The 20399-nt window shown below is 65.9% G+C and carries 17 protein-coding genes and 1 pseudogene; 11 read left to right on the top strand and 7 right to left on the bottom strand.

Annotated elements, in window-relative coordinates; all coding sequences use genetic code 11:
• The first annotated feature begins 23 nt into the window (after positions 1-23).
• On the top strand, positions 24-1928 hold the full coding sequence (locus tag APS40_RS09670) for a glycoside hydrolase family 127 protein (protein WP_055046846.1): 1905 nt from the start codon (positions 24-26) through the stop codon (positions 1926-1928).
• A 169-nt stretch (positions 1929-2097) separates the two neighbouring features.
• Here APS40_RS09670 and APS40_RS09665 read toward each other — a convergent pair whose 3' ends face one another.
• From APS40_RS09665 to APS40_RS09655, 3 genes are all read right to left on the bottom strand, one after another.
• On the bottom strand, positions 2098-2889 hold the full coding sequence (locus tag APS40_RS09665) for an N-acyl amino acid synthase FeeM domain-containing protein (RefSeq protein ID WP_156342893.1): 792 nt from the start codon (positions 2887-2889) through the stop codon (positions 2098-2100).
• Between the two features lie 152 nt (positions 2890-3041).
• Positions 3042-5372: a putative bifunctional diguanylate cyclase/phosphodiesterase gene (locus APS40_RS09660; protein WP_055046844.1), complete on the bottom strand. Its 2331-nt coding sequence runs from the start codon at positions 5370-5372 to the stop codon at positions 3042-3044.
• Positions 5373-5558: 186 nt separating this feature from the next.
• Positions 5559-6002, bottom strand: coding sequence for a MarR family winged helix-turn-helix transcriptional regulator (locus APS40_RS09655; RefSeq protein ID WP_055046843.1), 444 nt, complete (start codon positions 6000-6002; stop codon positions 5559-5561).
• Between the two features lie 84 nt (positions 6003-6086).
• Between APS40_RS09655 and APS40_RS09650 the strand changes: the two genes are divergently transcribed.
• From APS40_RS09650 to APS40_RS09610, 9 genes and pseudogenes are all read left to right on the top strand, one after another.
• Positions 6087-6407: a hypothetical protein gene (locus APS40_RS09650; RefSeq protein WP_055046842.1), complete on the top strand. Its 321-nt coding sequence runs from the start codon at positions 6087-6089 to the stop codon at positions 6405-6407.
• A 106-nt stretch (positions 6408-6513) separates the two neighbouring features.
• Complete coding sequence (locus tag APS40_RS09645) at positions 6514-6804, top strand: 4a-hydroxytetrahydrobiopterin dehydratase (RefSeq protein ID WP_055046841.1); 291 nt, start codon at positions 6514-6516, stop codon at positions 6802-6804.
• 214 nt (positions 6805-7018) lie between these two features.
• Positions 7019-8026, top strand: a complete 1008-nt coding sequence (locus APS40_RS09640; RefSeq protein WP_055049616.1) for a zinc-dependent alcohol dehydrogenase family protein — start codon at positions 7019-7021, stop codon at positions 8024-8026.
• A 196-nt stretch (positions 8027-8222) separates the two neighbouring features.
• Positions 8223-9983 (top strand): annotated as a pseudogene (locus APS40_RS09635) (cation:proton antiporter domain-containing protein); the annotation flags it as partial.
• A gap of 549 nt (positions 9984-10532) precedes the next feature.
• Positions 10533-10961: an RrF2 family transcriptional regulator gene (locus APS40_RS09630; protein ID WP_055046840.1), complete on the top strand. Its 429-nt coding sequence runs from the start codon at positions 10533-10535 to the stop codon at positions 10959-10961.
• A 409-nt stretch (positions 10962-11370) separates the two neighbouring features.
• Positions 11371-12405: a sulfate ABC transporter substrate-binding protein gene (locus tag APS40_RS09625; RefSeq protein ID WP_442855845.1), complete on the top strand. Its 1035-nt coding sequence runs from the start codon at positions 11371-11373 to the stop codon at positions 12403-12405.
• Positions 12406-12409: 4 nt separating this feature from the next.
• Positions 12410-13363 (top strand): sulfate ABC transporter permease subunit CysT, encoded by a 954-nt coding sequence (locus tag APS40_RS09620; protein ID WP_236884230.1) that lies wholly within the window; start codon positions 12410-12412, stop codon positions 13361-13363.
• Positions 13356-14249 carry a sulfate ABC transporter permease subunit CysW gene (gene cysW, locus APS40_RS09615; protein ID WP_055046838.1) on the top strand — a complete coding sequence of 298 codons (894 nt, stop codon included), beginning with the start codon at positions 13356-13358 and terminating at the stop codon, positions 14247-14249. The genes APS40_RS09620 and cysW overlap by 8 nt, the downstream gene beginning before the upstream one ends.
• A 34-nt stretch (positions 14250-14283) precedes the next feature.
• Positions 14284-15321, top strand: a complete 1038-nt coding sequence (locus APS40_RS09610) for a sulfate/molybdate ABC transporter ATP-binding protein (RefSeq protein WP_055046837.1) — start codon at positions 14284-14286, stop codon at positions 15319-15321.
• A gap of 3 nt (positions 15322-15324) precedes the next feature.
• Here APS40_RS09610 and APS40_RS09605 read toward each other — a convergent pair whose 3' ends face one another.
• From APS40_RS09605 to APS40_RS09595, 3 genes are all read right to left on the bottom strand, one after another.
• Positions 15325-16530: a GGDEF domain-containing protein gene (locus APS40_RS09605; protein ID WP_055046836.1), complete on the bottom strand. Its 1206-nt coding sequence runs from the start codon at positions 16528-16530 to the stop codon at positions 15325-15327.
• Between the two features lie 86 nt (positions 16531-16616).
• Positions 16617-17552, bottom strand: a complete 936-nt coding sequence (locus APS40_RS09600; RefSeq protein ID WP_055046835.1) for a DMT family transporter — start codon at positions 17550-17552, stop codon at positions 16617-16619.
• A gap of 190 nt (positions 17553-17742) precedes the next feature.
• Positions 17743-18135, bottom strand: a complete 393-nt coding sequence (locus tag APS40_RS09595; RefSeq protein WP_055046834.1) for a winged helix-turn-helix transcriptional regulator — start codon at positions 18133-18135, stop codon at positions 17743-17745.
• Positions 18136-18248: 113 nt separating this feature from the next.
• Here APS40_RS09595 and APS40_RS09590 point away from each other — a divergent pair, with 113 nt between their 5' ends.
• Positions 18249-19130 carry an NmrA family NAD(P)-binding protein gene (locus tag APS40_RS09590; RefSeq protein WP_055046833.1) on the top strand — a complete coding sequence of 294 codons (882 nt, stop codon included), beginning with the start codon at positions 18249-18251 and terminating at the stop codon, positions 19128-19130.
• A gap of 201 nt (positions 19131-19331) precedes the next feature.
• Here the strand turns inward: APS40_RS09590 and purU are convergent, their stop codons facing one another.
• A complete protein-coding gene (gene purU / locus APS40_RS09585; RefSeq protein WP_055046832.1) occupies positions 19332-20183 on the bottom strand; it encodes a formyltetrahydrofolate deformylase in 852 nt (283 codons plus the stop codon).
• Positions 20184-20399: the final 216 nt, after the last annotated feature.

Here is a 20399-nt window from a genome sequence, read left to right as displayed (position 1 = left end):
GCGCGGCGAGGAGGAGACCTACAGTGAGCCAGTATCACCCGGTGCGTTTTGTCGATGTCCGTCTCGAAGGAGACTTCTGGAAGGAACGGCTCGACACCGTGCTCGCCCGCACCATTCCCAGCCAGCACAAGAAGCTGGGCGAGTATGGGCTGCTCGAGTCGCTGAAGCTGCCCAACCCGCCGCCGCCGCTGCGCTTTCCGCGCCATGCCAACGGCTTCACCGTGCAGGTGTTCTGGGATTCCGACATCGGCAAGTGGATCGAGGCCGCCGCCTATGCGCTGAGCCACAAGCGCGACCCGGATATCGAGGCCAAGATCGAAGCGATCGTCGACGACTTCGAGCGGGCACAGGCGCCTGACGGTTATCTCAACTGCTGGTACCTGGGCCGGGAGCCGGAAAAGCGCTGGTCGAACCTCAGGGACAACCACGAGCTCTACAATGCCGGGCACATGCTCGAAGGCGCCATCGCCTATTACGAGACGACCGGCCGGCGGCGCTGGCTCGACATCATGGAGCGCTATGTCGAGCATATCCGGCAGACCTTCGGTACCGGGCCGGGGCAGAAGCGCGGCTATTGCGGGCACCAGGAGATCGAGATCGCGCTGATCAAGCTCTACCACCTGACCAAGGAGAAAAAGCACCTCGACCTCGCCGCCTATTTCATCAACGAGCGCGGCACCCCAAATCCGCACTATTTCGACGTCGAGCGCGAGGAGCGCGAGAAGAAGGGCTGGGAATACCAGCGCTACGTGCAGGGCAACTACGAGTACTCGCAATCGCACAAGCCGGTGCGGGCGCAGGACAAGGTGGTCGGGCACGCGGTGCGCGCCATGTACATGTACACCGCCATGGCGGATCTCGCGGTCGAGCTCAACGATGCCGGCCTCAAGGCGGCGTGCGAGACGTTGTGGAACGACGTGATGGACACCAAGATGTACATCACCGCCGGCCTCGGCCCTTCGGCGCACAACGAGGGCTTCACCTTCGATTTCGACCTGCCCAACCAGACCGCCTATGCCGAGACCTGCGCCTCGGTGGCGTTGATCTTCTGGGCGCAGCGCATGCTGCACCTCGATCTCGACGGCAAGTATGCCGACGTGCTGGAGACGGCACTGTTCAACGGCGCGCTGGCCGGCCTCAGTCGCGACGGCGAGCATTATTTCTACATGAACCCGCTGGAGAGCAACGGCACGCCGAGCCGCTGGGACTGGCACACCTGCCCGTGCTGCACGATGAATGTCAGCCGGTTGGTCGCCTCGGTCGGCGGCTACTTCGTCTCCACCGCGCCCGACGGCATCGCCTTCCACCTCTATGGCGGCATTTCGACCAGGCTCGATGTTGGCGGCACGGAAGTGGCGGTGCGCGAGGTTTCGAACTATCCATGGTCGGGCGACATCGCCATCGAGATCGACCCGGGGGTCGAAACGGTGTTCGATGTCAAGCTGCGCATCCCCGGCTGGTGCAGGGGGGCGACGGCCAAGGTCAATGGCGAGGCGGTGCAGCTCAGCCCGGTGAACGGCTACGCCACCATCCGCCGCAGCTGGAAGCAGGGCGACAGGATCAGCCTCGAGCTGCCGATGCCGGTGGAACGCGTCTACGCCAATCCGCACGTGGTGATGGATGTCGGGCGGGTGGCGCTGACCCGCGGCCCCTTGGTCTACTGCCTCGAGGAGGCCGACAATCCGGGCGGCACGGTGCAGCGTTTCAAGCTGCCGCGCCAGAGCGACATCGCCGTCAGGCAGTCGAACCTGTTCGACGGCATCATCCAGCTGACCGCTGGGGGCAAGGCGGTGGACGAGGCCGAGTTCAAGCCGCTCTACCGCACCAGCCCGCCCAAGGAAGCCCCGGCGACGCTAACCGCGCTGCCCTATTACCTATGGGCCAATCGCGGGCAGGGCTCGATGGTGGTGTGGATTCCGGAGGCGTAAGGGCGCGGGGGCTAACTGAAGCGGACGGCCCCCTCCCATCCTCCCCCATGAAGGGGAAGGTGCCTGCCGGTTCACTTGGCACGATCTGGGACAGAGCCTCGACTCTTCACCTCCCCCTTTATGGGGGAGGCCGGGAGGGGGCCGTCTCCATCAGTCAGGAAAAGGCCAACTACTCCGCCGCCTGGCCGCCGAACTGCGATTCCAGCAGCGCCCGCTCATAGGCCAGCCGGGAGCTGGCGCGTTGCGGGACCTCGAAATGTTCGTCCATGGCGCGGGCGAACAGCTTTTCGCGCTCTTCCTCGGTCGACATGAAGAACGGATAGCGCCTCAGCGTCGCCGGCAGCTTGACGTTGACATAGGCGCCGTAAAGGGCGACCGGAAAGGCGAGGCCCGGATAGACCCGGACATCCGACATCTCCTCGGAGCCGAAAACCCGGCGGTAGAACGCCGTGTGTTCGGGGCGCACCAGGGCGAGGCAGGCATCGGCCTTGAAGAACAGCGACGCCATCACCGCGATCCTGAGCGTCAGGAACGGCAACGCCGGGTAGGCGAGCGAAGCTTCGTAGTCGGCAGTAAAGCGCGACGGATCGATGAAAGTCTCGCCTCGTGCGAGCAGCGGATCCAGCACGTCCGGGCAGCTTTTCATCGACGGGCCGAAAGGATGTTTGGCACTTACGTGATGCAGCCGAATAGAGCTGACCAGTTCGCCATCGATGTGAACACCGAAACTCATGCCGTTCGGCGCCGTATCGAGATCGTCGACAACTATACCCGCGTCGTTGAACGGCACGGATTCTTCGCGACGATAAGCTTCGTAGCGCAACCGATAGATCGGGTTGTCGGTGACGTCCATGCGTACACGGGAGTATTCGACGCGGTCGAGTATCTCCATGAGCGTGCCGGCGAAGCGAGACACCGGAGCAGCTGACGTCGCTGCCGAACCTTCCACGTCCGAACGCATAGGGAACTCCGCAACTTTCGAGAGGAGTTTAACCTTTCATTAGCCATAATAAAATTGCGAAATGTGCACGGGCCCCGCGACTCTTACGCATAAGCCCTGATCGGGCTTGCGGCAGCTCAGAATCACGCTGATTCCAGAAAGCGTTAGGTGTCTTAACCACGTTTGCGGTTTGTCGCCTCGACCGCTACGACCGGCTCGAGGGTGGCGCGAGCCGCCATTCTGGCGATCAGCTCGGCGACTTCGCGGCGCGGCAGCGGCACGCCGAACAGGTAGCCCTGGATCTGGTCGACCTTGGAGTGCTCGGCAATCAGGTTAAGCTGCTCCTCGGTCTCGACGCCTTCGGCGGTGACGGTCAGGTTGATGTCCTTGCCGAGTTGGGCGACGTTGGACAACAGCTTCAGCGAGCGCGGGTTCTCGGCAATGTCCATGACGAAGCTGCGGTCGATCTTCAGCTTGGTGAAGGGCAGGGCCTGCAGGTAGCTGAGCGACGAATAGCCGGTGCCGAAATCGTCGAGTGCGATGCCGATGCCCTGCTTGGCGAGCTTGGCGAGGATCTTGGTGGCGGCGGCGCGTTCCTCGATCACTGCGGTCTCGGTGACCTCGATCTCGAGCCGGTGCGCGGCGAGGCCCGAACCGGAGAGAGCGCCCTTCACCATGCCCGCGACATCGGAGTTGCGGAAGTCGCGCGCCGAGATGTTGACCGACACCGAGACCTCTTCTGGCCAGTTGCGGCACTCGGCCGTGGCGGTCGCCAGTACCCAGCGGCTGATCTCGGAAATGAGCCCGGTTTCTTCGGCGATCGGGATGAACAGCGAGGGCGGGATCGAGCCGAGCTCGGGATGGTGCCAGCGCGCCAGCGCCTCGCAACTCACCACCCGCTTGGTCTTCAGATCGACGATCGGCTGGAACACCAGCGACAGGCCGCCATCGGCAACGGTCTGCTTCAGTTCGGCCTTCAGCCGCTGGCGATAGCGGTAGTCGGTGTCCATCTCGTCGTGGAACACCTGGCTGCGCCCCTTGCCCTGGGCCTTGGCCTTGTAGAGCGCCAGATCCGCCTTGGTCATCAGCGCATCGAGGTCGTCGCTGCCATCGGTCAACGTCACCACGCCGATCGAGACGTTGACGGAGAATACCTCGCCCTCGACCTCGAACGGGCCGCGGAAGCCGCCGAGGATGGCTTCGGGATCGGTCACGGTGTCGGAAAGCTGCACGCCGCCGGAGCGATAGACCACATATTCGTCGCCGCCCAGGCGGGCCACCAGGCTGTCGCGGCCCAGGACCCGGGTCAGCCGTTCCGAGGTCTCGATCAGCACGCGGTCGCCGATCAGGTGGCCCATAGTGTCGTTGACATGCTTGAAGTCGTCGATGTCGACGATCATCAGCATGGCCATGTCGTTGGGGCGCTTGTCGCCATGGTGGCGGCGGCGCTCGAGGTCGGCCTCGACCTGTTCGGTGAAATAGGCGCGGTTGGGCAGTCCGGTCAGGGTGTCGTAATGCGCCATGTAGTTGATGCGCTCTTCGGCCTTGACGCGTTCGGTAATGTCCTCGAACAGCAGCACGGTCTTGTCGAGCCGCGACGACACGGTGACTTCGCAGTACTGGCCATCGGAGAGGCGGAGCACCACCTTGCCGCCGTCGCCGGCATCGACGGTATCCATCAACTGGCTGGCGGAACGCTGCGGAATGGTGCCGCGCGCCGCCGAGGCGGAGATCATGGCGGCGAACGGCCGGCCGGTCCAGTTGCCGGGCATGAAACTCGAGAACACCAGCTCGGCCCGATCGTTGGCCACGGCGATCAGGCCGTTCTCGTCGAGCATGCACAGCCCATGCTGCATGGTCTCGAGCGCGGTATCGAGTTCGGAGGCGAGACGCGTGGCCTCGATGCGGCCATGCACCGCCCGCAGCAGGATGGCGCGGATATTGGCTGAAACCTTGCGCAGCGACACTACGAAGGCGATCAGCACCACGCTCAGCATGGCGGTGTGCAGCGTGCCGTCGAACAACATGCCGACGGCCATGCCGGCGCCGATCAGGATGACCTGGCTGGTGACCAGGCGGTCGATGGCGAAGTTGCGCCCGGCAACGCCGACCAGCACCGCCACGGTGACCGAGAGCGAGCTCATCTCGGCGAACGGGGTGTTCACCACGAGGAAGCTGTAGCTCATCCAGAAGGCGTAGAGCCCGGCAATGGCGGCGGCGCCGATGGTGGCGCGCGCTTCCCAAAGAGTGGCGGTGGCAACGTCGTCATCGGCAAGTTCGGCGCGCTCGAAGGCGCGCATGTCGATGTCGCGGGCGATCCCGACAATGGCGAAGCCGATGGCGATGGCGAGCAGCACCCAGGAATTGCCTTCGATGCCGGCCACGGCCGCGACGAGCGCCGACGACAAGGCGCCAAGCATCATGACGCGCCGGTCCGCGTAAAGCGACCGGATCATCGAAACGTAATCGACAGGCGGCAGTGACTTGTGCGCTGGCTCGAACATAGACCTCACCAAGGTGTGGCGACTTTGCCCGGCGAGGCGTTAATGCCTGCTTTCAAGCCAGTACGCGGCGACGCGCAACCACCACGCCGCACGATGTTCGGACGTTCCAAACGCTCGGAATGGTTTATGCTTGGTTGGGTCAATCGTTGGCAATCGTCCTGTCGGCTGTTAGGGCCGATAGCGGGGTCAGTCGGCGAGCTTCGCCAACGCGGCCTGCAGGGCCTCGAACGCCTCGGGCCCGAGCCTTTCGCGGTACTGGCGTTCGATGGCGCGCTTCACCCGGTTGCGTTCGGCGAAATCGGCAAGCCCCAGTTCGGTCAGCACGATCCGTCTGGCACGTCCGTCAGTGGGGTCGGGCACGCGCTCGACGACTCCTTGCGCCTCGAGTTGATCGACCAGTTGCTGCACGGCCTGCTTGCTCAGCCCCATCCGCTCGGTCAGCGCCGCCTGCGAAATGCCGGAGGGGCCCAGATGCGCCAGCACCTCGCCGGCGGCGCCCTGGTGCCAGGGATAGCCGCGGGCCGCCAGCTCGGCGCGCATGCGGTTACGCCACTGCTGTGCCGCGCGCCACAGCGCCAGCCCGATATGATCGATGCTCGCAAGATCGGTATCGTCAAGTTGCTTGACCAAATGCTCACCCTGCGCTAGATCGTCAAGCCGCTTGACTAGCACGGCAGGTCGCCGGTCGCCAGCAGGCGATGAGAGGATGCACAGATGATCATCACCGATCGAAACACGCTCAGCGTACTGCTGATCGGCAGCACGCATTACATCGAGATGGCGCCCGGCCAGGAGGCGGCCATCTACTACCGCACCGCGGATGAAGCCCACATGGCGCTTCCCGACGGCACCCGCCGGGTCGGCCGCTGGCGGATCACCGAAACCGGCTACCAGGTCGACTGGACCGATGGGCCCAGCGCCGGCTGGCAGCTCGACGCCGAGCCGGGGCGCATCGGCTACGTCGATGCCGGCGGGGTCGAGCGCGGACGGGTATCGCGCATCGTGCCGGGCGACGCGGCGGCGCTCGCCGCCTGATCTTGCCCCGCTCTCCGGCGCCGTCGACGCGGCGCCGGAGCTTTGCCACGGATCGGGCGTTATGGGGCCGCAGTCTTCCGACTCATTGCAGATGAGGAAAGAAATTATGGTCGAAAAGCTCGAGCCTGCCGCGCGCGAAGCCGCCCTGTTGAAGCTCAATGGCTGGATTTACGATCCGCAGGCCGACGCGATCAGCCACGACTTCAAGTTCAAGAGCTTTTCGGAAGCCTTCTCGTTCATGACCCGCGTGGCATTGGCGGCAGAGAAGATGGACCATCATCCCGAATGGTCGAACGTCTACAACACGGTGCGGATCACCCTCACCACGCACTCGGCCGGCGGGCTCACCGAAAAGGACGTCAAGCTTGCCGAAAAGATCGACCGGGTGATGGTCTGAGAGGGGGGCGCGCGTCCCGCATCCGATGTCATCCCAGCCTGCTTACGCGCCCGTCAGTGAGCTGGCCACCAGAAAGCGCCCCAAGCTCGGGGAGTGACCCCGTGGGTGGGGCAGGGCTACGACCTGGAGCATGTGGGCCCGGACGGGGGTGACCCGGCGACGTGGAGACATTTGGCGAGGTTTGTTCCATGATGACGGGCGGGAGGACCTCGAGATGCGGGCAGCGCGACTGCAGGCGCCGGGACAGTTGATCGTCGAGGAGGTGCCGCGGCCGCTGCCCGGGCCGCTGGACCTGCTGGTGCGGGTCGAGGCCTGCGGTATCTGCGGCTCGGATCGCCACATGTTCCGCGGCGAGTTCCCCACGGCCAAGCCGGTGACCCTCGGGCACGAGTTCTCCGGCATCGTCGAGGAGGCGGGGGTAGGCGTCGACAGCTTTCCGATCGGCACCCGCCTTACCGGGGATCCCAATATTTCCTGCGGCCAGTGCGAGAACTGCCTCGCCGGACGGCCAAATCTCTGCCCCAGCCTCAGCGCCATCGGCGTGCACCGCGACGGCGGCTTCGCCGAGTATGTGCTGGTGCCGGCGGCGCAGGCGGTGGCGTTGCCGGCTGGGCTCGACCCGTTGCATGGCGCCTTCTGCGAGCCGGTTTCGTGTTGCCTCCACGCCATCGACGTGGCGCGGATCGCGCCGGGCGCTTCGGTGGTGATCCTCGGTGGCGGGGTGATCGGCCTGCTGATGGTCGAGCTGGCGCGGCTGGCCGGAGCGGGCCCCGTCGTGCTCTCGACCCGGCAGGCGCCGCGTCGCGCCCTGGCGCTCGAGCTGGGCGCGCATCATGCGGTCGACGCCAGCGCCGATCCGGTGGGGACGATCCGGGCCTTGCTGCCCGGCGGCGCCGATGTGGTGTTCGAGTGCGCCGGTGTCGGCGAGACGGTCCGGCAGTCGGTCGCCATGGCGCGCCGCGGCGGCACCGTCGTGCTGTTCGGTGTCGTGCCCGAGGGCGAAGAGGTCCTCCTGGCGCCGTTCGAGTTGCTCACCAAGGAGTTGCGGCTCGAAAGCGCCTGGCTCAACCCGCTGACGCATGGGCGCGCAGCCGAGCTGATCGCCGTCGGCGCCCTGTCGCTCGACCGGCTGATCACCCGTACCATCCGTCTCGATGAAGTGCCCGCGGCGATCGCCGGGGCGCCACAGGCCGGCGAGATCAAGCTGGTGATGGCCGGCTAGCATCGGCCCAAGCCTGCGCCGGGCGACGGCGAGCCCGCGCTTTCGACGAAAGTCGCAGCGATTCTCCCGCACCCACATGATTTTGCCGCAGTTTTCCCGGTCTGATTGGGTTGCAGGGGGGCGGTGATTGCCCCATCTTCAAGGCTCTCACCGCTTTCAACCAGCTTCAGGGTAATCCCCGCCGGAGGTTTCGCCGATGCCGCACAGTACGCCCCTGATCTCGACGATCGTTGCGGGTCTGGTGCTGGCGTTCATCCTCGGCGCGATCGCCAATCGCTTCCGCATGCCGCCGCTGGTCGGGTACCTGGTGGCCGGCGTGCTGGTGGGGCCGTTCACCCCCGGGTTCGTCGCCGATGCCGAGCTCGCCACCGAGCTCAGCGAGATCGGCGTGATCCTCCTGATGTTCGGAGTGGGGCTGCATTTCTCGCTCAAGGACCTGCTCAGCGTCAGGGCGGTGGCCATTCCCGGCGCGATCGTGCAGATCGGCGGCGCCACTATCATGGGGCTGGGGTTGGCGACGCTGCTCGGCTGGGGGCTCGGGGCCGGCCTGATCTTCGGCCTGGCGCTGTCGGTCGCCTCCACCGTGGTGCTGCTCAAGGCGCTGCAGGACCGGCACATGGTCGACAGCGAGCGCGGCCGCATCGCGGTCGGCTGGCTGATCGTCGAGGACCTCGCCATGGTGCTCGCCCTGGTGCTGATCCCGGCCATCGCCTCGATCAACGGGGTCGAGGGCGCGGCGCTGCACGATCCGTTCGTCGATTTCGTCGAGCGCATCTTCGGCATCCAGCTCGACCTGCTGGGCATTTTGGCCGTGACGGTGGTCAAGCTCGCCGCCTTTGTCGGGTTCATGCTGGTGGTGGGGCGGCGGGTGATCCCGTTCATCCTCCACTACACCGCCCATACCGGCAGCCGCGAGCTGTTCCGGCTCGCCGTGCTCGCCATCGCCCTGGGCGTGGCGGCGGGTGCGGCCTACCTGTTCGGCGTGTCGCTGGCGCTGGGCGCCTTCTTTGCCGGCATGATCCTCTCCGAAAGCGAGCTCAGCCATCGCGCCGCGCAGGAGAGCCTGCCGCTGCGTGACGCCTTTGCGGTGCTGTTCTTTGTCGCCGTGGGCATGCTGTTCGATCCGATGATCCTCGTCACCGATCCACTGCCGGTGCTGGCGACAGTGTTCATCATCCTGATCGGCAAGTCGGTGCTGGCCTTTCTGATCGTGGTGGCGTTCAAGCGGCCGGTGGGCACGGCCCTGACCATCTCGGCAAGCCTTGCGCAGATCGGCGAGTTCTCGTTCATCCTCGCGGCGCTCGGCGTCGGTCTCGGGATCCTGCCGGTGGAGGGACGCGACCTGATCCTCGCCGGCTCGATCATCTCGATCATCCTCAACCCGGTGATCTTCTTCGTGCTCGACCTGCTGCGGCCGGCGCTGGAAAGTCGCTTCGGCCGTCCGACCGAAGCCTTTGCCGGCGGTGGGCCGGTCGAGCGCACCGAACCGGACCTCGTGGCGAGCGCGCCGCGCGCCGCCGCTCCCGAAGCACCGCAGGAAATCGAGCCGACACAGGTGCCCACCGGCCAGTCGGGCCATGTCATCATCGTCGGTTTCGGCCGGGTCGGCTCGGTGGTCGGCGAAGCGCTGCTCGAAGCCAGGACGCCGTTCCTCGTGGTCGAGGATGCCGAGGGCCGCGCCAATGCCGCACGCGCGCTGGGCATCGAGGTGGTGGTGGGCAATGCCGCCGCGGCCAAGGTGCTGACGCTCGCCAACGTGGCAGGGGCCTCCACCGTGGTGATCGCCATTCCAAATGCCTTCGAAGCCGGGCAGGCGGTGGAGCAGGCCCGCAAGCAGAACGCCAAGGTGCTGATCGTGGCGCGGGCCCATTCGGACGAGGAAGAGGCGCATCTGAAGGCGCTCGGCGCCAACGTGGTGATCCTGGGCGAGCGCGAGATCGGGCTCGGCATGGTGGACGTGATCAACCGTGACAGCAAGGCGGTGGCGGAGATCACCGCCTCCGATGCGGTCGCATCGGTGCTGGCCCCGCTGGCGGCGGCCGGCGCCGCAAAGCTGCCGTCCGACCCGAACCTGCTCGCCGAAGCGATCGAAGCGGCGCAGGCCGAAGTGCAGCATCCCGATAGTGGTCCGGCGGAACCGCCGGCGGTGGTCTCGGCCTATGGCGAGGAGCCGGATGTTGCGCCTGTCGTGGAGCCTTCGCCGGAGCCCGAGGACTACGAGGTCGAGCCGGAGACCATCGCCGAGCTGGAAGCGCTCGATGCCGCTGCGCCGGCTGCCGCCGAGCCGGTGGTGAGCGCCACGGCCGAGCCGGCCGCTGCCCGCCCGGCGCGACCAGACCGACCGGCGACCACCCCGGGCACCCCGTTCAACCCGGAGGTGCCGCCGCCGGTGCCCGAAGCGGAGAAGGCATGACACCCATGCCATTGCGCAATGGTTTGTTCACGCCGACAACGCTATAGCCAGAGGTGACGGCCGGCTGGCGGCTGTTCCGGAATTCCGCCCGCGATGATTTCGCAGAAGGCAAAATACGCGCTGAGGGCGCTGGTGGCCCTGACCAAGATCCCGGCCGGCGAGTCGCTGATGATCTCGGAGATCTCGCGCGGCCAGGCGATCCCCAAGAAATTCCTCGAACAGATCCTGCTCGAACTGAAGCGCGCCGGCATCGTGATGAGCCGCCGCGGCCGGCTCGGCGGCTATGTGCTGCTGCGCGCTCCCGAACAGGTGACGTTCGGCGAGGTACTGCGACTGATCGACGGACCGATCGCGCCGCTGCCCTGCCTTTCCAAGATCGCCTATCGCCGCTGCGTCGACTGCGCCGAAGAGTCGAGCTGCGAAATCCGCCACGTCTTCGCCCGCGTCACCGTCGCCACCCGCGAGGTCCTCGACCGCACGACCCTGGCCGACGCGGTCGTCGCCAACGACGTGCTGGTGTAAAGCCGCTCACCTTCTGACACACCGGTGCGGGCTGACCCCCACCCCTGTCCCCTTCCCCTAAACATGGGGAGGGAGACCAGAACACCGACACCGAGGGATGCGTCTCCCTCCCCTTGTTTAGGGGGAGGGATCAAGGGTGGGGGTCAGCCAGCACCAGCCAAGCAGCTCCCCTGCAACCCTGCTTCAGTCCCACGCGTTTACTGCCACTCCCGCAATTGAACACGGTTTCATTTCGCGCAAAGCCATGCTCATCCGCAAGGGCAGAATCGAGGTTTGCGCAATGGCGGTGCGACTGCTAGCCTTTCGGCAGAAAGCTTTTCCGCTTGGCCGGGTCGTCGCAACCGGCGGCTTTCTTGAGAATGCCGACTGACCAGGTAGAGTTAGGGTAGTTGATCTTCACCAGGAGGACATGATGAAGAGAACGGCCAGAATTCTCGCGCTTGGCGGCCTTGCCGTAGCGCTCGCCTTCACCGGCGCCATCACCGCGCGCGCCCAGGACCAGACCCTGCTCAACGTGTCGTACGACCCGACGCGCGAGCTCTACGTGCAGTTCAACGAGGCGTTCGCCAAGCACTGGAAGGACACCACCGGCGGCAACGTCACCATCGAGCAGAGCCATGGCGGCTCGGGCAAGCAGGCCCAGGCGGTGATCGACGGGCTCAGCGCCGACGTGGTCACCCTGGCGCTCGAGGGCGACATCAACGCCATCGTCACCAAGTCCGGACTGATCGACGCCAACTGGCGCTCGGAATTCCCCAACAACTCGACCCCCTACACCTCGACCATCGTGTTCCTGGTGCGCAAGGGCAACCCCAAGGCGATCAACGACTGGGGCGACCTGATCAAGGACGGCGTCGAGGTGATCACCCCGAACCCCAAGACCTCGGGCGGCGCGCGCTGGAATTACCTGGCGGCCTGGGCCTACGCCAACAAGACGTTCGGCGGCGACGAGGCCAAGAATATCGACTTCATCAAGCAGCTCTATGCGCATGTACCGGTGCTCGATACCGGGGCGCGCGGCTCGACCGTGACCTTCGCGCAGAAGGAACTGGGCGACGTGCTGCTGGCCTGGGAGAACGAGGCGTTCCTGGTGCTCGATGAGTTCGGCGCCGATAATTTCGACGTGGTCTATCCGCCGTCGTCGATCCTCGCCGAGCCGCCGGTGGCCATAGTCGACAAGAATGTCGAGGCGCACGGGACCGCCGATCTCGCCAAGGCCTATATCGAGTATCTCTACTCGCCCGAAGGGCAGACGCTGGCGGCCAAGAACCACTACCGTCCGTCCGAGCCCTCCATCGTCACCGACCAGGCGCTGGTCGAAGCCTTCCCAAAGATCGATCTGATCTCTATTGATGATCCGCTTTTTGGCGGCTGGAAGACGGCGCAGCCCAAGCATTTCGGGGACGGGGGCATCTTTGACCAGGTCTACACCCCTGCGCAGTAATGCAGTGGCTGGGGCGCCCGCCGGCGCCTCCCGGAACCCATCCCACCCCGCGCGAGCGGGGTGGAGCTTTGTAAAGCCCAGCGTCATCCCGGGGTTCGGGCTGACGTTCGGCTATACCATCCTCTATCTCAGCCTGTTGGTGCTGATCCCGATCGCCGGGCTGTTCCTCAAGGCGGCGACCACCCCGATCGAGCAGATCATCAGGATCGCCACCTCGCCGCGTACACTGAAGGCGCTGGAGGTTAGCTTCGGCTCGTCGCTGATCGCGGCGCTGGTCAACGTGGTGTTCGGCATCATCGTCGCCTGGGTGCTGGTGCGCTACAAGTTCCCCGGCCGGCGGTTGCTCGACGCCATCGTCGACCTGCCCTTCGCGCTGCCGACGGCGGTGGCGGGCATCGCGCTCTCGACGCTTTACGCGCCCAAGGGCTGGGTGGGCTCGCTGTTTTCCGACAAGGGGCCGCTGTGGCAGTGGTGGCACGGCCAGACCTGGCTGCCGTTCGGGCTCAGCGAGTTCTCGCTCAACTTCAAGATCGCCTATACCCCGACCGGCATCGTCATCGCGCTGATCTTCATCGGCCTGCCGTTCGTCGTGCGCACGGTGCAGCCGGTGCTCGAAGAGTTCGAGCAGGAGCTTGAGGAGGCGGCCGCGACGCTGGGCGCCAACCGCTGGCAGACCATCACCCGGGTGATCCTGCCGCGGCTCAGCCCCGCCCTGCTCACCGGTTTTGCGCTGGCCTTCGCCCGCGCCGTGGGCGAGTACGGCTCGGTGATCTTCATCGCCGGGAACCTGCCCAACATTTCGGAAATCGCGCCGGTGCTGATCGTCATCAAGCTCGAGGAATTCGACCAGGCCGGTGCTGCCGTCATCGCCGGCATCATGCTGATCATCTCCTTCGTCATGCTGCTGGTGATCAACCTGATCCAGGCCTGGGCCCGCCGGAGGTTCGGCAATGTTTGAGCCAGATGTCGTCTATGACAGCCGGCGGGTGATCCTGCCCACCGACCACACCCGCCCGACCACCGAGCGGCCCTGGGTGCGGCGGTTGCTGATCGCGATTGCCGTGGTGTTCATGGCGGCGGTGCTGGTGCTGCCGCTGGTGCTGGTGTTCACCGAGGCCTTCCGCAAGGGCGCCGACACCTATTTCGCCGCCTTTGCCGATCGGCAATCGCAGCAGGCGATCTACCTGACACTGCTGGTTGCCGCCATTGCGGTGCCGCTGAACCTGGTGTTCGGCGTCGCCGCGGCGTGGTGCGTGGCCAAGTACGAGTTCTGGGGCAAGAGCTTCCTCACCACGCTGATCGACCTGCCGTTCTCGGTCTCGCCGGTGGTTTCCGGTATGGTCTACGTGCTGCTGTTCGGGGCGCAGAGCGCGCTCCATCCACTGCTCAAGGCCTACAATATCGAGATCATCTTTGCCGTCCCGGGCATCGTGCTGGCGACGATCTTCGTCACCTTCCCGTTCATCGCCCGCGAACTGATCCCCTTGATGCAGGACCAGGGCAATACCGACGAAGAAGCCGCGCTGTCGCTCGGCGCCACCGGCTGGCAGACCTTCACCCGGGTGACGCTGCCCAACATCAAATGGGGGCTGCTCTACGGGGTGCTGCTGTGCAACGCCCGCGCCATGGGCGAGTTCGGGGCAGTGTCGGTGGTATCGGGCCATATTCGCGGCAAGACCACCACCATGCCGCTCGATATCGAAATCCTCTACAACGAGTACAATTTCGCCGCCGCCTTTGCGATCGCCTCGCTGCTTGCCATGCTGGCGCTGGTGACGCTGGTGTTCAAAACCATCCTCGAGTACCGCTTCGGCGACGAACTCGCCGGCACCCGCCGCCACTAGGCGTGCCGACCAGAGACTGAAAGGGCTTCCCAGTTTGGATATCCGCGTCGACACCGTCCGCAAGGAATTCTCGCAGTACCCCGCGCTCAACGACGTGTCGCTCGAGGTGAAATCGAGCGAACTGATCGCGCTGCTCGGTCCTTCCGGCTCGGGCAAGACCACACTGCTGCGGCTCATCGCCGGGCTGGAGATGCCCACCGCCGGCCGCATCTTCTTCGGCGACGAAGATGCATCGAGCAAGACCGTGCAGGAGCGCAATGTCGGCTTCGTGTTCCAGGCCTACGCGCTGTTCCGCAACATGACGGTGCTGGACAATATCTCATTCGGGTTGAAGGTAAGGCCGCGCGCGACCCGGCCGCCAAAGGCGGAAATCCGCCGCCGGGCGATGGAGCTGCTCGAGCTGGTGCAACTGAAGGGGCTGGAGAAGCGCTTTCCGCAGCAGCTCTCCGGCGGTCAGCGGCAGCGCGTGGCGCTGGCGCGGGCGCTGGCCATCGAGCCGCGCGTGCTGCTGCTCGACGAGCCGTTCGGCGCGCTCGACGCACAGGTGCGCAAGGAGCTCAGGAAATGGCTGCGCGAGATCCATGACCGCACCGGGCACACCACGGTGTTCGTGACGCACGACCAGGAAGAGGCGCTGGAGCTGGCCGACCGGCTGGTGGTGATGAGCCAGGGCAAGATCGAGCAGGTCGGCACGCCCGACGATGTCTACGATCGTCCGAATTCGCCGTTCGTCTTCTCGTTCATCGGGGAATCGAGCTCGATCCCGGTCGCGGTGGAGAACCATGAGCTGTGGGTCGGCGGCCGCGCCATCGGGCTCCCGGCGCCCAACGACGCCGCCGGGGCGGCCAAGCTGTTCTTCCGGCCGCACGACGTGGAACTGGTCGAGGATGGCGCGGCTTTGGCCGGCGTCGTTGCCGCATCGCGCCGTGTGGGCGGCACCCGTCGCGTCGAGCTCGAGATTGGCGGCCTGCCCGAGCGTGTCGAAGTCGACCTGCCGTTCGACCATCCGGCGGGAGAGAAGACCCGCATCGCCTTCCGCCCGAAGCGCTGGCGGGTGTTCCCGCAGGCCTGAGGTTCAGCCGCGGCCGGGTGCCGAGGCGACGAGGCGCGGGCTCTCGCCCATTGCCACGACGCCAGCCACGGACGCGCCCAGCAGTTCGACAGCGGTGCGGTTCCGGCCGGCATGCTTGGCCGCATATAGCTGCCGATCGGCGCGCTGCAGGCCGGCCCAGATGTCTGCATCGTGGTCCTGCAGCTCGGCCACGCCAAAGCTGCAGGTGACCGACGGGGCATGGCTGCCCGCAGTCTCGGCGACCAGCCGACGGAGCCGCTCGGCCAGCTCGAAGCCCTCCGCGGCGGTGGTATTGGGCAGCGCCACGACGAACTCCTCGCCGCCGATCCGCGCGACGATGTCGGTGGCGCGGCAGTTCGCCCGCAGCAGCGTGCCGATGTGCTGCAGCACCAGGTCGCCCGCGTGATGGCCGAACTGATCGTTGATCGCCTTGAAGTGGTCGATGTCGCAGGCGATCAGGGCGATGGGGCGAAAGACCGGCTGCTCCAGCAAAGCGCCGGCATGTGCTTCGAGGCCGCGGCGATTGAGCGCGCCGGTCAAGGCATCGGTGTCGCGTTCCCGCTGCAGCCCGGCCATGAGGTCGGCCGCAGTCACCAGCACCACGCCGATGCCGATCACCACGCCGAGGACCGCACCGGCATAGAGGGTGAGGATCCAGAAATCGCTGCCGCCGAAGCGCTGGGGGTCCGAGATGCCGCTGCCGAGCCGGCCCACGGCGAGCAGGGTGCGCGGAAAGAAATGCAGCGCCAGCGTCAATTGCAGCCAGAACAGCGTACGTTCGGCGACGCTGCCATCCACCAGCCGGCGCGCATACCAGGTTCCGACAATGCCGATCAGACCGAGACCGAAGTTCAGCACGTAGATGCGCACCAGCAACTGGTCGTCGACATAGCTGAACCAGGCCAACGTCGCGACGAGGACGAGCGGCAGCACCAGCAGCGGTATCGGGAGGCCGCGCCGTTCGGAGCGCCAGATGACCCCGAGCGAGAACAGCGTCGCGCCGGCAGCATAGAGGGTGGCCGAGACCACCGAGCTGAAGGCGGATTGCGGCGGCAGTTCCAGTACCTGCACCAGGATCGCCGTGCCGAAGCCGGCAAAGCCGCCAGCCAACAGCAAGAGGTGCAGCCGGCGGCGGTCGATCAGCCACATGCCGCCCAGCGACATGGCGAAGGCAGCCAGGACGATCGGCGGGATCAGCATGAGATGCATGGGAGCCAAATCCGGCAAATGGCCCTCGACTAGCCCTCGCCGGTAAACACTCTGCTATGCCGACCGCGAAAATGCCGCCCTTCGGCTCAGCTCGTGCGCCGCGCGGCAGGTTGCTGTGTGGTGACCATCCAGATGCCCACGCTGACGAGCAGCAGAGCCACGAGGTTCTTCCATTCGAAGATGCTCTCGCCGAGGAACAGGCCGGCCAGCAACACGCCGAAGATCGGGATGGCGCAGTTGAAGATGGCGATCGAGCCGACCGGGTTGTGCTTGAGCAGCACGCTCCAGAGCGCGAAAGCCGCCGCCGACAGCGCCGCCAGATAGCCCAGCAGCAGCGCCGCTTCGAGGCCGAAGGCGCCGAACCGGCCCCCGAGCGCCAGTCCGGCCAACCCCAGCATGGCGCCGCCCAGCAGGAGCTGCCAGCCGGTCATTACCCCGGCATCCATATCGGCGCTCAGCCCCTTGCCGTAGACGCCGCCGACCGAGAAGAGCAGCGCGGCGATGACGATGAAGCCCTCTCCCAAGAGGCTGACATGCAGGTCGATGCCGGTTGCCGCGAGATTGACCGCCACGACGCCGAGAAAGCCGAGCAGGCAGCCAAGCATGCGGCGCGGCGTCAGCTTGTCGTCGCGGTAGAGGAAATGCGCGATCAGCACCGAAAAGAAGGTGCTGGTCGAGGTGGTGATCGAGACTTTCACGCCGGTCGAGTGGGCGAGGCCGATGTAATAGAACAGGTACTGTCCGGCCGTGCTGATCAGCCCGAGCAGCCCCAGCTGTCCGAGGCGGCGCGGCGTCTGGACGATCGGCTTGCGGGTCAGCGCCGACCAGCCGAGCAGGATGACCCCGGATAGAAAGAAGCGGACCCCGGCAAACAGCATCAGCGAAGCCGTATCGGACGGAGCGATGGCGAACAGCCCGTAGCCGATCTTCACCGCCGGCACGGCGCTGCCCCAGAGAAAACAGCAGAGCAGCGCGATGGCGACGACGAGGCGGCGATCGGTGAAGGGGGAGGAGCGGGTCACCGCCGGGTTGTGAGGGATTTGCCGGGACAGGGCAAGGGATCACTGAGAGAGACGGCCCCCTCCCATCCTCCCCCATGAAGGGGGAGGTGCCGCATCGCGTGTGTTGGCACGATCGAAGACAGAGCCTCGGGTCTTCACCTCCCCCTTTATGGGGAGGCCGGGAGGGGGCCGTCCGCTTCGGTCAGTACCACTAAGCCGCCTTCGCGAACTCCTCGCGCGCCACCCGGATCGCCGGGAAGTGCTCGAACGCCCAATCGACCATGGCCGAGAGTGGCACGAGGAAGCTGCGGCCCATCGGGCTGAGCTTGTACTCGACACTGGGCGGCGTGGTGGGGAACACGGTGCGTTCGATCAGTCCGTCGGCCTGCAGGTCGCGCAGCGTCTGGGTGAGCATACGCTGCGAAATGTCGCTGATCTCGCGCTTCAACTCGCCGAAGCGGTAGGGACGTTCGGCCAGCGCACTGATGATCAGCACGCTCCACTTGTCGCCGAGCTGGTCCAGCACGTTGCGAACCGGGCACTGCGAGGCGTCGGCATATTCGGACATGATCTTGGTTAGCGGGGCAATCGGCGTGCCGGACATGGTGGTTCCCTCAAGGTAACCAGTGGCGTTGAAACTGCCGTCTTGCGGCAGTCGAGTTAGTTCCTATTGTATACGTAGTCTCAAAAAGAGACAACCTATCGGAGACTCCGCAAATGACCACTTCCCCCACCCTGTTCGTTGCCGGCGCCGGCGGCAAGCTGGGCCGCCGCGTCGTCGAGCTGCTGCTGGAGCGCGGCTATGACGGCAAGCTTATCGCCGGCTCGCGCCACCCGGAGAAACTGAGCTTTGCCGGCATCGAAACCCGCAAGGCGGACTATGGCGACGTGCCCGGTTTCATCAAGGCGCTCGAGGGCGTCGACCGCCTGCTGCTGATCTCGACCGACGTGCTCGGCCCGGTGCGCACGGCGCTGCAGACCAGCGCCGTCGCCGCCGCCAAGGCCGCAGGCGTCAAGCACATCGTCTATACCTCGATGCCGGCGCCCGAGCCGACCTCGCCGATCCCGTTCGCGTCCGAGCATTTCGGCACCGAGGAGGCAATCAAGGCTTCCGGCATCGGCTACACGATCCTGCGGATGAACTGGTACAGCGAGAACCTGCTGAACTCGCTGCCGCCGGCGCTCAATTCAGGCAAGTGGTACACCTCGGCGGGCGCCGGCACCCTGGCGCATGTCTCCCGCGAGGATACGGCGCGGGCCGCTGCCGGTGCGTTGCTCGCAGGCGATGCCAGTCGGACACTGACCGTCACCGGTCCTGTGGCCCTCAGCACGCGCGAGATCGCCGCCGTCGCTTCGGAGGTCACCGGCAAGCCGATCGAAGTGGTCGACGTCACCGACGAGCAACTGGCCGCCGGCGCCATCGCTGCGGGCGTGCCCGAGCCGGTGGTCCAGGGCTTCATCGTGCCGTTCGACGCCAATACCCGGCTCGGGCGCGTGGCGCTTACCACCAATGCGGTGGAGACCTTGTGGGGCACCAAGCCGCAGGGGCTGAAGGCCTTCCTCGAGGCCAACAAGGCGGCGCTGACGCAGACGGCTTGAGTGCAGCGCTCCGTGTGTCCTGCTCCACCCCACCCAGTTCCGCTAGGCGGCACGCTGCCATGCTTCACTACCCTCCCCATCAAGGGGAGGGAGAGCCGACTGCAGCGGTTCGGTTCCGCCCATCCCTCCCCCTTGTGGGGAGGGTAGCGCAGCTAGGCGAAGCCGTAGCGAAGCCGGGTGGGGGAGGGCCCACGCACCAGCCTACCCGAACACCACGGTCTTTCGCCCGTTCAGCATCACCCGACTCTCGAGGTGGAGTTTTACGGCACGGGCGAGCACGCGGGACTCCACGTCGCGCCCGGCGGCCACCAGGTCGTCGGGGCTGAAGGCGTGGGTCACCCGCGCGGTTTCCTGCTCGATGATCGGGCCCTCGTCCAGCTCCGGCGTCACGTAGTGCGCGGTGGCGCCGATGATCTTGACGCCGCGCTCGTGCGCCTGGTGGTAGGGCTTGGCGCCCTTGAAGCTGGGCAGGAACGAGTGGTGGATGTTGATGATCTGCCCGTAGAGCCGGGTGGCGAACTTGTCGCTGAGAATCTGCATGTAGCGGGCCAGCACCACCAGATCGGCGCCGGTCTCCTTGAACAGGGCGATCACCTGTTCTTCCTGCGCCGCCTTGTTGTCCTTGCCGACCGGCAGCAGGTGGAAGGGAATGCCCTCGTAATCGGCGGTCTTCCGGCTGTCCTCGTGGTTGGAGACGATCGCCACCACCTCGGCATCGAGCCAGCCGACGCGGATCTGGTAGAGCAGGTGCAGCAGGGTGTGGTCGAACTTCGAAACCATCACCAGGATCTTCTTCTTTTTGGCCTCATCGACCAGCGTGGTGCGCATGCCGAAGCGCTCGACCGCCGGCTTCAGCCCGCGTTCCAGCGCATCGCGGTCGACCCCGTCGGGAGCGGTGAAGGCCAGCCGCATGAAGAACTGGCCGGTCTCCTTGTCCCAGAACTGGTTGGATTCGGCGATGTTGCAACCGAGGCCCGCCAGTTCCGTGGTCACCGCGGCAACGATCCCCGGCCGATCGGCACAGGAGAGGGTGAGAACGAAATTGGACGACATGACGGGCTCCGAAAACAAAGTCGCGGAGCGATGCACGCGGGGACGCGCGGGGTCAAGAGGTTAGGGTCGGGAGGGTTACGGAGAGGCTGGTGCGCACAACTCACCCCCACCCTGTCCCTCCCCCGTTCAGGGGGAGGAGACCTGCGCTTGCAAGTCTTCGTCCCAATAGCTCAGTCGGTTCTGAGAGCGTCTCCCTCCCCCTTGCGGGGAGGGGAC

This window comes from Devosia sp. A16, assembly GCF_001402915.1.
Lineage (GTDB): Bacteria > Pseudomonadota > Alphaproteobacteria > Rhizobiales > Devosiaceae > Devosia_A.
Note: the sequence above shows the minus strand (reverse complement) of the source record. Positions and strands in the feature narration are given on the sequence as shown.

Coding starts and splice junctions, on each gene's coding strand:
- APS40_RS09665 (WP_156342893.1), bottom strand. CDS start 2,889: ATGCGTTCGGACGTGGAAGGTTCGGCAGCGACGTCAGCTGCTCCGGTG.
- APS40_RS09660 (WP_055046844.1), bottom strand. CDS start 5,372: ATGTTCGAGCCAGCGCACAAGTCACTGCCGCCTGTCGATTACGTTTCG.
- APS40_RS09650 (WP_055046842.1), top strand. CDS start 6,087: ATGATCATCACCGATCGAAACACGCTCAGCGTACTGCTGATCGGCAGC.
- APS40_RS09645 (WP_055046841.1), top strand. CDS start 6,514: ATGGTCGAAAAGCTCGAGCCTGCCGCGCGCGAAGCCGCCCTGTTGAAG.
- APS40_RS09640 (WP_055049616.1), top strand. CDS start 7,019: ATGCGGGCAGCGCGACTGCAGGCGCCGGGACAGTTGATCGTCGAGGAG.
- APS40_RS09630 (WP_055046840.1), top strand. CDS start 10,533: ATGATTTCGCAGAAGGCAAAATACGCGCTGAGGGCGCTGGTGGCCCTG.
- APS40_RS09625 (WP_442855845.1), top strand. CDS start 11,371: ATGATGAAGAGAACGGCCAGAATTCTCGCGCTTGGCGGCCTTGCCGTA.
- cysW (WP_055046838.1), top strand. CDS start 13,356: ATGTTTGAGCCAGATGTCGTCTATGACAGCCGGCGGGTGATCCTGCCC.
- APS40_RS09605 (WP_055046836.1), bottom strand. CDS start 16,530: ATGCATCTCATGCTGATCCCGCCGATCGTCCTGGCTGCCTTCGCCATG.
- APS40_RS09595 (WP_055046834.1), bottom strand. CDS start 18,135: ATGTCCGGCACGCCGATTGCCCCGCTAACCAAGATCATGTCCGAATAT.
- APS40_RS09590 (WP_055046833.1), top strand. CDS start 18,249: ATGACCACTTCCCCCACCCTGTTCGTTGCCGGCGCCGGCGGCAAGCTG.
- purU (WP_055046832.1), bottom strand. CDS start 20,183: ATGTCGTCCAATTTCGTTCTCACCCTCTCCTGTGCCGATCGGCCGGGG.